This window comes from Pseudarthrobacter quantipunctorum, assembly GCF_045291495.1.
Classification (GTDB): domain Bacteria; phylum Actinomycetota; class Actinomycetes; order Actinomycetales; family Micrococcaceae; genus Arthrobacter; species Arthrobacter quantipunctorum.
Genome location: NZ_CP148033.1, coordinates 2,917,814 through 2,929,733, shown reverse-complemented (window position 1 = coordinate 2,929,733; position 11,920 = coordinate 2,917,814). Strand labels below are relative to the sequence as shown.

The following is an 11,920-nucleotide window of genomic DNA, read 5'->3' as shown; positions in this document are numbered from 1 at the left end:
AGTGTGCCTGTCCTACGGGGCGTGCAGTTCCCGGTGGGCCGCAGCCAGCTCGCGGTAGCGGGCGGCGTTGGCCCGGACGCCGTCGTACTCCTCATCGGTGAGTTCCCGGCGGACCTTGCCCGGGACCCCGGCCACCAGCGAGCGCGGGGGCACCACCGTCCCCTCCAGGACCACGGCGCCGGCGGCAACCAGCGAGCCGGCGCCGATCACCGCCCCGTTGAGGACCGTGGCGCCCATCCCGATCAGGCAGTCGTCCTCCACAGTGCAGCCATGGACGACGGCGGCGTGCCCCACGCTGACGCGTTCGCCCACCGTGCAGGGGAAGCCGGGATCGGCGTGGAGCACCACGTTGTCCTGCAGGTTGCTGCCTTCACCCACGGTGATGGCAGCGGTATCGGCCCGTACGGAGACACTGTAAAAGGCGCTCGAGTCCCGGGCGAGGGTCGCGTTGCCGATGATCGAGGCCGTCGGGGCAACAAAAACGGATTCGTGGACGGCCGGGGTGGTCCCGGCGAATGGGTACAGAGGAGCCATGGGCCAAGCCTAGGACATCGCCGCGCGGACAGGGGTGCGCAGGACCAGGAACTGGTAGTGCTGCGTCCATTGGCCACGCCCGGGACCCGATTCGGCGCCGGTTCCCTCCGGCCACGTCTCGAAGTGCGCGACTTCGCCGTGCCTGCCGAAGATCCGCCGGACGGCGTCATCGCTGCGCCTGCTGAAGAACCGGCGGGGCTCTTCAAGGTCTTCGGGGTTCAGTACTTCTTCATCATTCCCGGACCAGAGTCCGACGGCGATTGGCGCGCCGGGTGCGCATACCCGCACCAGCTCGCTGACGACGTCGTGGATCCTGCTGTTGGGAACGTGGAGGAGCGTACTCATTGTCCATCCGGCCGAGAACGAGCCGTCCGGGAAAGGCAGGTTTCGCCCACTGGCCACACTGACGTCGAGGCCCTGGCCCCGCGCCAGCCGGACGCTCTCACCGGACAGGTCAACGCCGCCGTAATGCAGGCCGGCGCGCACGAATTCCAGGCCTTCGACGCCGGTGCCGCATCCGAGCTCGAACAGCGAGTGGCGGTGCTCGTCCTTCAGTAGCCGAACGAACCACTCCCGACACTGGACGCGGAGCGGCGTCAAGGCGCGCGTGCTGCCGACGGCTGCCTCCCGGTCATAGAACACCGCGAGGTCGGCCTCGTGGTCGGCGTGCTCCGGTCTGCCGTGCATCACGTCGGCCTCCCGTCTCAGCCTCCCGTCCGGGAACTGGTGCTAGTTGAAGACGACGGTCCGGTTGCCGTCCAGCAGCACCCGGTGCTCCGCGTGCCACTGAACGGCCTGGACCAGGGTGCGTCCTTCGACGTCCCGGCCCATCTGGACGAACTGCTCCGGGGTGCGGGCGTGGTCCACGCGGATGACTTCCTGCTCGATGATTGGGCCCTCATCCAGTGCCGCCGTCACGTAGTGCGCTGTGGCGCCGATCAGCTTTACGCCCCGGGCGTGGGCCTGGTGGTACGGCTTGGCGCCCTTGAAGGACGGCAGGAATGAGTGGTGGATGTTGATGGCCTTGCCGGTGAGCTCGGTGCAGAGCTCGTCGGAGAGGATCTGCATGTAGCGTGCCAGGACGGTCAGTTCGATGTCGTGCTCGGCGATGATGGCGCGGAGCTTGTCCTCAGCCTGGACCTTGGTGTCCTTGGTGACCGGGATGTAATGAAACGGAATGCCGTAGAACTCGGCCAGCCCCGCCAGGTCCTGGTGGTTGGAGACAATGGCCGGTATCTCGATGGGCAGCGTCCCGGACCGCTGCTGGAAGAGGAGGTCGTTGAGGCAGTGGGCGGACGTGCTGGCCATCACCAGGGTGCGGACCTTCTGCCCCACAGCGTTCAGGCTCCACTGCATGCCGAAGGCTTCGGCGACTGGCTCCAAAGCTGCCCGGAGCCCTGCCGCGGGGGCCGCCGTGGTCACCTCCACCCGCATGAAGAAGTTGCCGGTGGCAGGGCTGCCGTACTGCTGCGAATCCGTAATATTGCACCCTGCCACCAGCAGGGCGCCGGCCACCGCGTGGACGATTCCCGGGCGGTCCGGGCAGGACAGGGTTACTACGTACGCTTGCTTCAGCTGCTCTTCACTCACGCCTTCTAGCCTACCCGCGCAGCAGGTCCCGCTTTTGGTACGCTGGGAGGGTCGCAACTGGCGTTGGGTGGCTAACCACCAGGGAGCGGCAATCACGAAGACCACGGATCGTACGCCTGGGCCGAGGGTCATGTCTTGCCGGAAGTGCGCTGCGTCAGTACTGTAGCGCCACGCCCGCGGCTTTCACGCGCTGTCATCAGTGCGGCGTGAAGTTGCGCCAGCCGGTAGCCTGACCTTAGCAGTGCCCGTACGCCTAGCCAGGAGTTCTTCGTGACTACAGCCACCTCCACCACAGCCGTCAGCAACCAGCCGCTGGCCGAGCTTGACCCCGAAATCGCAGCAGTCCTTGACCAGGAGCTCGGCCGCCAGCGCGGCACCTTGGAAATGATTGCCTCCGAGAACTTCGCCCCCCGCGCCGTCATGGAAGCGCAGGGCTCGGTCCTCACCAACAAGTACGCCGAGGGCTACCCGGGCCGCCGCTACTACGGCGGCTGCGAATACGTTGACGTGGCAGAGCAGCTGGCCATCGATCGCGTCAAGGCCCTCTTCGGTGCCGAATACGCCAACGTCCAGCCGCACTCCGGCGCGCAGGCCAACGCCGCTGCACTCTCCGCCATGATCACCCCCGGCGACAAGATCCTGGGACTGTCCCTGGCCCACGGCGGCCACCTGACCCACGGCATGAAGCTGAACTTCTCCGGCAAGCTCTACAACGTGGCTGCCTACCAGGTGGAAGAGGACACCTTCCGCGTGGACATGGACAAGCTCCGTGAGCAGGCCATCGCCGAGAAGCCCCAGGTGATCATCGCCGGCTGGTCCGCCTACCCGCGCCACCTGGACTTTGCTGCCTTCCGCTCCATCGCCGACGAAGTTGGCGCCCTGCTCTGGACCGACATGGCGCACTTCGCCGGCCTGGTTGCCGCCGGCCTGCACCCCAGCCCGGTGCCGCACTCCGACGTCGTCACCTCCACCGTGCACAAGACCCTCGCCGGCCCCCGCTCCGGCGTGATCCTGGCCAAGCAGGAGTGGGCCAAGAAGCTCAACTCCAACGTCTTCCCGGGCCAGCAGGGCGGCCCGCTCATGCACGTCATCGCCGCCAAGGCCGTGGCCTTCAAGATCGCCGGCACCGAGGAATTCAAGGAGCGCCAGGAGCGCGTCCTTGAGGGCGCCAAGATCATTGCCGACCGCCTCAACCAGGCCGATGTTGCCGAAGCCGGCGTCTCCGTCCTTACCGGCGGCACCGACGTCCACCTGGTCCTCGTTGACCTGCGCAACTCGCAGCTGGACGGCCAGCAGGCTGAAGACCTCCTGCACTCGGTGGGCATCACCGTCAACCGCAATGCCGTTCCGTTCGATCCCCGCCCGCCGATGGTCACCTCCGGCCTGCGCATCGGCACCCCCGCCCTGGCCACCCGCGGCTTCGGCGCCGCCGAGTTCACCGAAGTGGCAGAGATCATCGCCACCGCGCTGAAGGCCGGCAACAGCGCGGACGTGGAGTCCCTGCAGGCCCGCGTGGACAAGCTCGCCGCCGACTTCCCGCTGTACCCGCAGCACGAGCAGTGGTGATCCATGACTGAGATGACCAAGACCGCGCGCATCCTTGACGGCAAGGCAGCAGCTGCAGCCATCAAGTCCGAACTGACTGAACGCGTGGCCGCGCTCAAGGCCAAGGGCGTCACTCCCGGCATTGCAACAGTGCTGGTGGGTGCAGACCCCGCCTCGCAGCTGTACGTGTCCATGAAGCACAAGCAGTCCGAGCAGATCGGGATGAACTCGATCCAGCGGGAGCTGCCGGCGGACGCCACGCAGGCACAGGTTGAGGCCCTTATTGACGAGCTCAATTCGGACCCCGCCTGCCACGGGTACATCGTGCAACTGCCGCTGCCGAAGCACCTGGACACCGACGCCATCCTGGAGCGCATCGACCCCGCCAAGGACGCGGACGGCCTGCACCCCACCAACCTTGGCCGGCTGGTGCTGAACGTCAACGGGGAGATCACCTCGCCGCTGCCGTGCACGCCCCGCGGCGTCATCGAGCTCCTGGAGCGCAACGGCTTCAGCCTCGACGGCAAACACGTGGTGGTGGTGGGCCGCGGCGTCACGATCGGCCGCTCCATCGGCCTGCTGCTCACGCGGCGGGCCGTGAATGCCACCGTGACCCTGACCCACACCGGCACCAGGAACCTTTCGGAACTGCTCCGGCAGGCTGACGTGATTGTGGGCGCCGCGGGCGTCAAGCACATCGTCAAGGCCGCGGACGTGAAACCGGGTGCGGCCCTGCTTGACGTCGGCGTCACCCGCGAAACCGACCCCGAGACGGGCAAGAGCAAGGTCTATGGCGACATCGACCCAGCCGCTGCCGAGGTAGCCGGCTGGATCTCGCCGAACCCAGGGGGCGTCGGTCCCATGACCGTGGCGCTGCTGATGACCAACGTGGTGGAAGCCGCCGAGCGCCAGGCGGCACAGGGAAGCGGTCCGGCAACTGCCGGCTAGTTCCTTTTCCTCACGCCCGACGGCGGTACCGCATCTTACTGAACAAAGGTGCGGTACCGCCGTCGTACATTAAGCGCAGAACCTTTAGCGCAGAACTGAAAGTCCCCTTCCACCTGCCCGCCCGCTCTACTAGTCTGCGGAGGGTGCACAACAAAGCCACCGTGTCCTCCGGCGCCGAAAACGGCGCCGTCCAGCCAGCCCAAGAGCCATCCACCGAAGCCCGCCGGACCGTCATCACGGCAGAGAACCTGACCAAGACCTACGGCGACGTTGCCGCCGTGGACGGCATTTCGTTCAGCGTCCCCGCGGGGGAGTCCTTCGGCCTGTTGGGGCCCAACGGCGCCGGCAAGTCCACCACCATGAAGATGATCGGCGGCGTCACCCGGCGCACCTCCGGCGCCCTCCACATTATGGGCCTGGACCCTGACCTGCACGGGCCCGAGGTACGGGCGCACCTGGGGGTGGTGCCGCAGCAGGACAACCTGGACGAGGAACTCCGGGTCCGCGACAACCTCCTGGTCTACGGCCGCTATTTCGGCCTGCCCATGAGCTACCTGAAGCCAAAAGCCGATGAGCTGCTGGAGTTCGCCCAGCTGACGGACAAGGCAAAATCCAAGGTGGACGCGCTGTCCGGCGGGATGAAGCGGCGCCTGACCATCGCCCGTTCACTGATCAACGAGCCCCGGATCCTGCTGCTGGATGAACCCACCACCGGGCTCGACCCGCAGGCCCGCCACATTCTCTGGGACCGCCTGTTCCGGCTGAAGGAACAGGGCGTCACGCTTATCCTGACAACCCACTACATGGACGAGGCCGAGCAGCTCTGCGACCGGCTGATCGTGGTGGACAAGGGCAGGATCATGGCGGAGGGCTCGCCCGCGCAGCTGATCCGCGAGCACTCCACCCGCGAGGTGGTTGAGCTGCGGTTCGGGTCCGAGCGGAACACCACCATCGCCTCGGAACTGCAGGGGATCGGGGAGCGGCTGGAAGTACTGCCGGACCGGGTGCTGATATACGCGCACGACGGCGAGTCCGCCCTTGAGCAGGTGGCGTCCCGCGGCCTGCGGCCGCTGACATCCCTGGTGCGGAGGTCCTCGCTGGAGGACGTGTTCCTGCGGCTGACAGGCCGAAGCCTTGTTGACTAAGGGCCCTGCGGTGACGGAGGGCCCTGGCAAGGAGGCCCTTCGGGCCCACAGCCCCGAAACAGCGGCCGCCAGGGCAAGGCGCTGGGGCGCGTTCTACTACGCCGAGCAGGTGCTGCGGGTGATGAAGGGATACGGCTGGTCCATCATCATGTACAGCGTGGGCCACCCTGTGGCCTATCTGTTTGCCATGGGGGTAGGCCTGGCCACCCTCGTTGACGCACAGGGTGCCGGAGCCTTCGGGGGAGTGGGCTATGTGACGTTCGTGGCGCCGGCGCTGCTCGTTTCCGCGGCCGTTATGACAGCCGCCAACGAGTTCACGTTCCCTGTGATGGACGGCTTCAAATGGCGCCGCACCTACTACGGGCCGCACGCCTCGCCGCTGACTCCCCAGCAGATTGCGGCGGGCCACATCATGGCGGTGACCCTGCGGCTCCTCCTGCAATCCGCCGTCTACTTCGCCGCGGTTGTCCTCTTCGGTGCCGCGCCGGGCGGCTGGGGCTGGGCCACCGTTGTGGTGGCGACGGTTGCCGGCCTCTCCTTTGGCTTGCCGCTGATGGCGTACTCGGCCTCCATTACCGAGGACAAGGGCCAGTTCGCGCTGGTGATGCGTTTCGTCGTGATGCCGCTGTTCCTGTTCTCAGGGACCTTCTTTCCGCTGGACAGCCTTCCGCTGGCCGTGCGCTGGGTGGGCTGGATCTCGCCCATCTGGCATGCCACCGAACTGGGGCGCGTTTTCAGCTACGGGTACCAGCAGCCGCCGATGCTGACCGTCCTCCACGCTGTGGTGCTCGCGGGCCTTGCGGTGCTGGGCTGGTTCCTGACCCGGCGGCAGTTCGCGGCAAGGATGGGCCGATGAGCGCCGGGCTGCCACTGAAGAGCGCGCCGGACCAGGCCCGCAGCAGGTCGTTCGGGCCGCTGTATTCGCGCAACGCCAGGGCGGTGATTTCGCGCGGCCTGCTGGCCACCCGGAGCACCAACTGGCTGGTGATGCTCTCCGGGTTCTTCGAGCCGGTCCTGTTCCTCATCTCCATGGGTGTGGGGCTCGGCTCTATTGTCGGTACCGTCCAAGGGCCCGGTGGCGGGGAGATCAGCTACGCCGCGTACATTGCCCCGGCCCTGCTGGCAGTCTCCGCGATGAACGGCGCGGTCTACGACTCGACATGGAACGTGTTCTTCAAGATGAACTTCGCGAAGCTGTACCAGGGCATGCTGTACACATCGCTGGGGCCGCTGGATGTCGCGTTGGGGGAGATCTTCCTGGCGCTGCTGCGCGGCCTGCTCTACGCCATAGGGTTCACAGCGGTAATGGGGGTTATGGGGCTGATCACCACGCCCTGGGCGCTCCTGATGGTGCCGGCCTCGGTGCTGATTGCCTTCGGGTTTGCGAGTATCGGGATGGGGATCACCAGTTTTTTGAAGACCTTCCAACAGATGGACTGGGTCAACTTCGTGATGCTGCCCATGTTCCTCTTCAGCGCCACCTTCTATCCGCTGAGCGTCTACCCGCAGGCCATCCAGTGGCTCATCCAGGCCATGCCGCTCTGGCACGGTGTGGAACTGCTGCGCCAGATCAGCGTGGGCGCGTTCACCGCAGCCACCCCCATCCACATCGGCTACTACCTGGTGATGACCGCCGTCGGCATGCTGCTCACGACTGTCAGGCTGCGGCAGCTCTTCCTGAAGTAGCCCAAGTAGGTAGCGGCAGATGTCGTTTAGAGGGGTCTAAGGGACATCTGCTGCTACCTATTTGGGTCTGTTCGCCGGGGGTGGAAGGCGGCGGGAGCATACTCCGGCATTTGAGAGAATGGGTGCATGCAATCTCTGGGCAGCTCCAAGTCATCCTCCAAACCCGCCAGGGGCGGATTCTCCATGTTCCGCATCAGCGGGCCGGGACTGATGGTCCTCGTCACCGCGTTCGTTGTGGCTGTCATCTTCGCGGCCAACCAAAACGACGTCGTGGGCTGGGTTGTCGCCATCATCGCCGCCTTCTGGCTTGCCCTCGCCTGCTTTGTTGTCTTCAGCATCCAGAAGGCCGCCAAAAAGGCGGGAGCCAAGCTGACTGAAGCCCAGAACGCCTTCACCACCGCTGCGGGGCGGGGCCCGTACTCCGCAGCAGACCACGGCGGCACCAGGGTTGTGGCCGAGCGCAGCCAGGCGGACGAGGTCCGGGACCTTAAGCTGGACCACTCCTTCAAGATCGTCCAGGTGCAGATCCGCGTGGTGGAGGAGGAGCGTGCCAAGGGCGCCGCTGCGAACCAGGACACCATCAACCGGGCCCTGGAAACCATTGAGATCACAGCCACCAATGCCCGGGACATGATCAAGTCCTCCGGCGGCAGCGGAGAGCCGGTCACCGGAACCATCATCGACTAGAGTGGAGCGGGTGATCTCGGCATTGAAGAAGGACCACCTTCGCATCGCTTCCGTTAATGTCAACGGCCTCCGGGCTGCCTACAAAAACGGCATGGCGGCGTGGCTCGAGCCGCGCGGAGTGGACATCCTCTGCCTGCAGGAAGTCCGTGCCCCTGACGCCATCGTCCGGCAGTTGCTCGGCGAAGGCTGGCACATCCTGCACGCCGAGGCTGAAGCCAAGGGCCGGGCCGGCGTCGCGATCGCTTCCCGGGACGAACCCCTGGCCACCCGTAACGGCATAGGCGACGACTACTTTGCCACCGCCGGACGCTGGGTGGAGGCCGATTTCCGGTTTGCCGATGCCGCCGGACACCCTGTCCAGCTGACTGTTGCAAGTGCCTACGTCCACTCCGGTGAGGTGGGCACGCCCAAGCAGGATGACAAGTTCCGGTTCCTGGATGTCATGACCACGCGGCTGCCGGAACTGACCAAGCACAGCGACCACGCCCTGGTGGTGGGTGACCTCAACGTGGCCCACACGCCCCTGGACATCCGGAACTCGAAGGCCAACGTCAAGAAGGCGGGCCACCTGCCGGAGGAACGCGCGTACTTTGACCGGTTCTTTGGCGAGGAGATCGGCTGGCGTGACGTCCACCGCAACCTGGCCGGCGAGGTGGACGGACCCTACACGTGGTGGTCCCAGCGCGGGAAGGCGTTCGACAACGACACCGGCTGGCGCATCGACTACCATCTGGCCACCCCGGCCCTGGCTGCCGCGGCCATCTCGGCCGTTGTTGACCGGGCGCCATCGTGGGACACCCGCTTCTCCGACCATGCCCCGCTGGTAGTGGACTACCAGCTCTGAGCCCCGAAGGTTTCCTCCCCAATGAATAGCCAGATTTCCCCGGCAACCAAGAAGCGCATCCTGTCCGGCGCCAAGCCCACGGCCGACTCCCTGCACCTGGGCAACTACATCGGCGCTGTCCGCAACTGGGTGGACATGCAGGCTGAATACGATGCCGTCTTCTTCATTCCGGACCTGCACGCCATCACCGTGGACTTCGATCCCGCTGAACTGGCCAAGCGCACCCGGATCGTGGCCGCCCAGTACATCGCCGCCGGCATCGACCCGGACAAGAGCATCTTTTTTGTCCAGTCCCACGTGCCCGAGCACGCGCAGCTTGCCTGGGCACTGAACTGCATCACCGGATTCGGCGAAGCCTCGCGGATGACCCAGTTCAAGGACAAGACACAGAAGTCCGGCGCCGACGCCGCCACCTTGGGCCTGTTCGCCTACCCCACCCTGATGGCTGCCGATATCCTGCTCTACCAGACCGACCTGGTGCCCGTGGGAGAAGACCAGCGCCAGCACCTGGAGCTCACCCGCAACCTGGCCCAGCGCTTCAACACCCGGTTTGGCCACACGTTCACTGTTCCCGAGGCGACCATCGTCAAGGAGAGCGCCAAGATCTACGACCTCCAGAACCCCAGCGCCAAGATGTCCAAGACGGGGGAGTCGCCCAACGGGGTCATCCAGCTTCTGGAGGACCCCAAGATCGCGGCCAAGCGCATCAAGTCGGCAGTGACCGACGCCGGAACGGAAATCCGCTTCGACGCTGAAGAGAAGCCGGGCGTTTCAAACCTGCTCACCATCTACTCGTCCCTGACAGGCAAAACCGTCCCCGAGCTCGAGGCCGAGTACCAGGGAAAGATGTATGGCCACCTTAAGGTGGACCTCGCTGAGGTGATGGTTGAGTTCGTTACGCCTTTGCGGAACCGCACCAATGAGCTGATGAGCGATCCTGCGGAGCTGGACAGGCTGCTCGCACACGGCGCCGAGCGCGCCCGCGAAATCGCTTCGGTGACGCTCGCCCAGGTCTACGAGCGCATGGGTTTCCTTCCGTCCCTCAGCCTCGCCGGAGTCCGCTAGCGCCATGTCCTCCAGCAAAGTCGCGGCAAGGGAAGGTGCCCGTTCCACCCACCGGGTGGCGGGGACGCCCGGTGGTTCCCACGGAGAGCCTGCGGACCACCGTGCTGCGGCAGCAAGCCCCGCGTCCCGCCCGGAAGACATCAGCGTTGGCGTCATCCTGGGATTCCCGCCGGAGATTGCCGAAGAGCTGCAGCGCTGGCGGGCGTCCTTCGGCGATCCCCTGGCGGACGTAGTACCGGCCCACATCACGCTGGTCACCACAACCACCACGCGCGACTGGGAGGCCACCCTGGAACATGTCCGCGAGGTGGCCCGCCAGCAAAGCCCTTTCAAGGTCACCATCGCGGGCACCGGAACATTCCGGCCCGTTTCCCCGGTGGTCTTCATCAATGTGGAGGACGGATTCGAGGACTGCGTTGCCCTCCACGGAAAACTCCAGCAGGGCCCCCTCCACCGTGAGCTGCCGTTTGCCTACCACCCGCATGTGACCATCGCCCACGACGTCGCGCCGGAAAACCTCGATGAAGCCGAAACGGTGTTGAGGAACTACAGGGCCACCTTCCCCGTGGTTAGCATGGGACTTTACGAGCACGATGCCAACGGCATCTGGCAGCTACGGGAAGAGCTGGACTTTGGGACCCAAACTGACAACGACGGCACCCGATCCGCGGATTCCGCCCCGGACACAGCCGACGGCGGGACAGCAGCCGCTTCCCACTGACCGCGCCCACCTGAAGCTGGCCGTCATCCAGAAACGGATGGAGTGGAACAAGGCCCGCAGGTCCGGCGGCGGGCCCGTGGCCGGCGTGATGGCCATGGTCCAATGGCTGCTTGCCCGCCTGAACGTGCTCCGGCCCATGCGGGCCTTCCGGCATTACAGCCTCCAGCACGGCCCGCTGATGAGTGCCGGCATCGGGTTCAACATGTTTTTCTCCATCACCGGCCTCCTGGCCACCGGCTTTTCGATCGCCGGGCTGGTCCTGAGGGGGCAGCCGGTGCTGCTGGAGACCATCATCGGCAGCGTGGCCCAGAGTGCTCCGGGCCTCTTGAAAGTCAACGGCGGCGAAGGCCTGGTTGATCCGCAGGACCTGCTGAATCCGGACGGCCTGGGCTGGACGGCCGTTATCGCGGCAGCCGTAACCGTCTATACCTCGCTGCGGTGGATCGCCAGCCTGCGGGACGGCCTCCGCGGCGTGCTGGAACTTCCCCCGTCGCTGGTCAACCCCATCCTCCTGAAGCTGCGCGACGCCGGCACTCTGCTGCTTTTGGGCGTGGCCCTGGTCATCAGCGCCGGCGCGTCCCTTGTCTTTGGCACGGCCGCCGGGTGGGTCGCGGACTTCCTCCGGCTCGACGACGCACTGGCCGGCCCGCTGACCACTTCCATCAAGATTGGCGTACCCCTGGTTTTGAACTGGGTTACCGCGCTCATCATGTTCCGGCTGGCGGCAGGCCTGAAGCTCTCCCGCCGCGCCCTGCTGGAAGGCACCATCCTGGCAGCGCTGGGCACCACGGTCCTGCAGATCTTCAGTACTGAGCTTCTCGCCGGTGCCGGCCGCAACCCGCTCCTGGCACCGTTCGCCATCATCATCGGCCTGTTGATCTGGTTTAACCTGGTGAGCCAGGTGTACCTCGTTTCCGGAGGCTGGTCCGCGGTCCGCGAGGCTGACTACGGCACCGCATCCTCCGGGCACGAGAAGGGGACCTGGGGCGCCCGGCAGGTCCAGCCGGGAAAGGTGCCTGTGCAGCCGGGGAAAGTGCCGGCGAACGCGGAGGCCGGCATGCAGAGCCCGGCCCGTGCCGCAGCTGCCCGGCGCAGGGGCAACGGCCGGACGCGGCAGCGTTGACCGCAGCCCCGCGGGCTGGCGCCGCCCCGCAC

General features: G+C 66.2%; 13 protein-coding genes. 10 read left to right on the top strand and 3 right to left on the bottom strand.

The window, feature by feature from the left end; translation table 11 throughout:
* Nucleotides 1-12: 12 nt before the first annotated feature.
* From WHH00_RS13260 to purU, 3 genes are read right to left on the bottom strand one after another with little or no spacing between them, the layout of a single operon-like run.
* On the bottom strand, nucleotides 13-534 hold the full coding sequence (locus tag WHH00_RS13260) for a gamma carbonic anhydrase family protein (protein ID WP_406633424.1): 522 nt from the start codon (nucleotides 532-534) through the stop codon (nucleotides 13-15).
* 9 nt (nucleotides 535-543) lie between these two features.
* On the bottom strand, nucleotides 544-1,221 hold the full coding sequence (locus WHH00_RS13255) for a class I SAM-dependent methyltransferase (protein ID WP_406638604.1): 678 nt from the start codon (nucleotides 1,219-1,221) through the stop codon (nucleotides 544-546).
* Nucleotides 1,222-1,263: 42 nt separating this feature from the next.
* A complete protein-coding gene (purU, locus tag WHH00_RS13250) occupies nucleotides 1,264-2,124 on the bottom strand; it encodes a formyltetrahydrofolate deformylase (RefSeq protein ID WP_406633422.1) in 861 nt (286 codons plus the stop codon).
* Between the two features lie 270 nt (nucleotides 2,125-2,394).
* Here purU and glyA point away from each other — a divergent pair, with 270 nt between their 5' ends.
* The 10 genes from glyA (at nucleotide 2,395) to WHH00_RS13200 (ending at nucleotide 11,888) form a co-directional block, all read left to right on the top strand.
* Nucleotides 2,395-3,690, top strand: a complete 1,296-nt coding sequence (gene glyA / locus WHH00_RS13245; RefSeq protein WP_231455889.1) for a serine hydroxymethyltransferase — start codon at nucleotides 2,395-2,397, stop codon at nucleotides 3,688-3,690.
* 3 nt (nucleotides 3,691-3,693) lie between these two features.
* The gene (locus WHH00_RS13240; RefSeq protein WP_406633420.1) at nucleotides 3,694-4,617 is read left to right on the top strand and encodes a bifunctional methylenetetrahydrofolate dehydrogenase/methenyltetrahydrofolate cyclohydrolase; all 924 of its coding nucleotides are present in this window, start codon (nucleotides 3,694-3,696) and stop codon (nucleotides 4,615-4,617) included.
* A gap of 143 nt (nucleotides 4,618-4,760) precedes the next feature.
* On the top strand, nucleotides 4,761-5,762 hold the full coding sequence (locus WHH00_RS13235; protein ID WP_374200962.1) for an ABC transporter ATP-binding protein: 1,002 nt from the start codon (nucleotides 4,761-4,763) through the stop codon (nucleotides 5,760-5,762).
* Nucleotides 5,763-5,772: 10 nt separating this feature from the next.
* Nucleotides 5,773-6,618 carry an ABC transporter permease gene (locus WHH00_RS13230; protein WP_406633418.1) on the top strand — a complete coding sequence of 282 codons (846 nt, stop codon included), beginning with the start codon at nucleotides 5,773-5,775 and terminating at the stop codon, nucleotides 6,616-6,618.
* On the top strand, nucleotides 6,615-7,448 hold the full coding sequence (locus WHH00_RS13225; RefSeq protein WP_406633416.1) for an ABC transporter permease: 834 nt from the start codon (nucleotides 6,615-6,617) through the stop codon (nucleotides 7,446-7,448). The genes WHH00_RS13230 and WHH00_RS13225 overlap by 4 nt, the downstream gene beginning before the upstream one ends.
* 126 nt (nucleotides 7,449-7,574) lie before the next feature.
* Nucleotides 7,575-8,135 (top strand): hypothetical protein, encoded by a 561-nt coding sequence (locus WHH00_RS13220; RefSeq protein WP_406633414.1) that lies wholly within the window; start codon nucleotides 7,575-7,577, stop codon nucleotides 8,133-8,135.
* A gap of 10 nt (nucleotides 8,136-8,145) precedes the next feature.
* Nucleotides 8,146-8,979, top strand: coding sequence for an exodeoxyribonuclease III (locus WHH00_RS13215; protein WP_350004279.1), 834 nt, complete (start codon nucleotides 8,146-8,148; stop codon nucleotides 8,977-8,979).
* Nucleotides 8,980-9,000: 21 nt separating this feature from the next.
* The gene (gene trpS, locus WHH00_RS13210) at nucleotides 9,001-10,044 is read left to right on the top strand and encodes a tryptophan--tRNA ligase (protein ID WP_406633412.1); all 1,044 of its coding nucleotides are present in this window, start codon (nucleotides 9,001-9,003) and stop codon (nucleotides 10,042-10,044) included.
* Nucleotides 10,045-10,048: 4 nt separating this feature from the next.
* Complete coding sequence (locus WHH00_RS13205; protein WP_406633410.1) at nucleotides 10,049-10,765, top strand: 2'-5' RNA ligase family protein; 717 nt, start codon at nucleotides 10,049-10,051, stop codon at nucleotides 10,763-10,765.
* A 37-nt stretch (nucleotides 10,766-10,802) separates the two neighbouring features.
* The gene (locus WHH00_RS13200) at nucleotides 10,803-11,888 is read left to right on the top strand and encodes a YihY/virulence factor BrkB family protein (RefSeq protein ID WP_406633408.1); all 1,086 of its coding nucleotides are present in this window, start codon (nucleotides 10,803-10,805) and stop codon (nucleotides 11,886-11,888) included.
* The last annotated feature ends 32 nt before the right edge of the window (nucleotides 11,889-11,920 follow it).

Excerpts from the sequence above, each read along its gene's own strand:
- trpS (WP_406633412.1), top strand. The coding sequence starts at position 9,001 with ATGAATAGCCAGATTTCCCCGGCAACCAAGAAGCGCATCCTGTCCGGC.
- WHH00_RS13260 (WP_406633424.1), bottom strand. The coding sequence starts at position 534 with ATGGCTCCTCTGTACCCATTCGCCGGGACCACCCCGGCCGTCCACGAA.
- WHH00_RS13220 (WP_406633414.1), top strand. The coding sequence starts at position 7,575 with ATGCAATCTCTGGGCAGCTCCAAGTCATCCTCCAAACCCGCCAGGGGC.
- WHH00_RS13205 (WP_406633410.1), top strand. The coding sequence starts at position 10,049 with ATGTCCTCCAGCAAAGTCGCGGCAAGGGAAGGTGCCCGTTCCACCCAC.
- WHH00_RS13200 (WP_406633408.1), top strand. The coding sequence starts at position 10,803 with ATGGAGTGGAACAAGGCCCGCAGGTCCGGCGGCGGGCCCGTGGCCGGC.
- WHH00_RS13225 (WP_406633416.1), top strand. The coding sequence starts at position 6,615 with ATGAGCGCCGGGCTGCCACTGAAGAGCGCGCCGGACCAGGCCCGCAGC.
- WHH00_RS13240 (WP_406633420.1), top strand. The coding sequence starts at position 3,694 with ATGACTGAGATGACCAAGACCGCGCGCATCCTTGACGGCAAGGCAGCA.
- WHH00_RS13255 (WP_406638604.1), bottom strand. The coding sequence starts at position 1,221 with ATGCACGGCAGACCGGAGCACGCCGACCACGAGGCCGACCTCGCGGTG.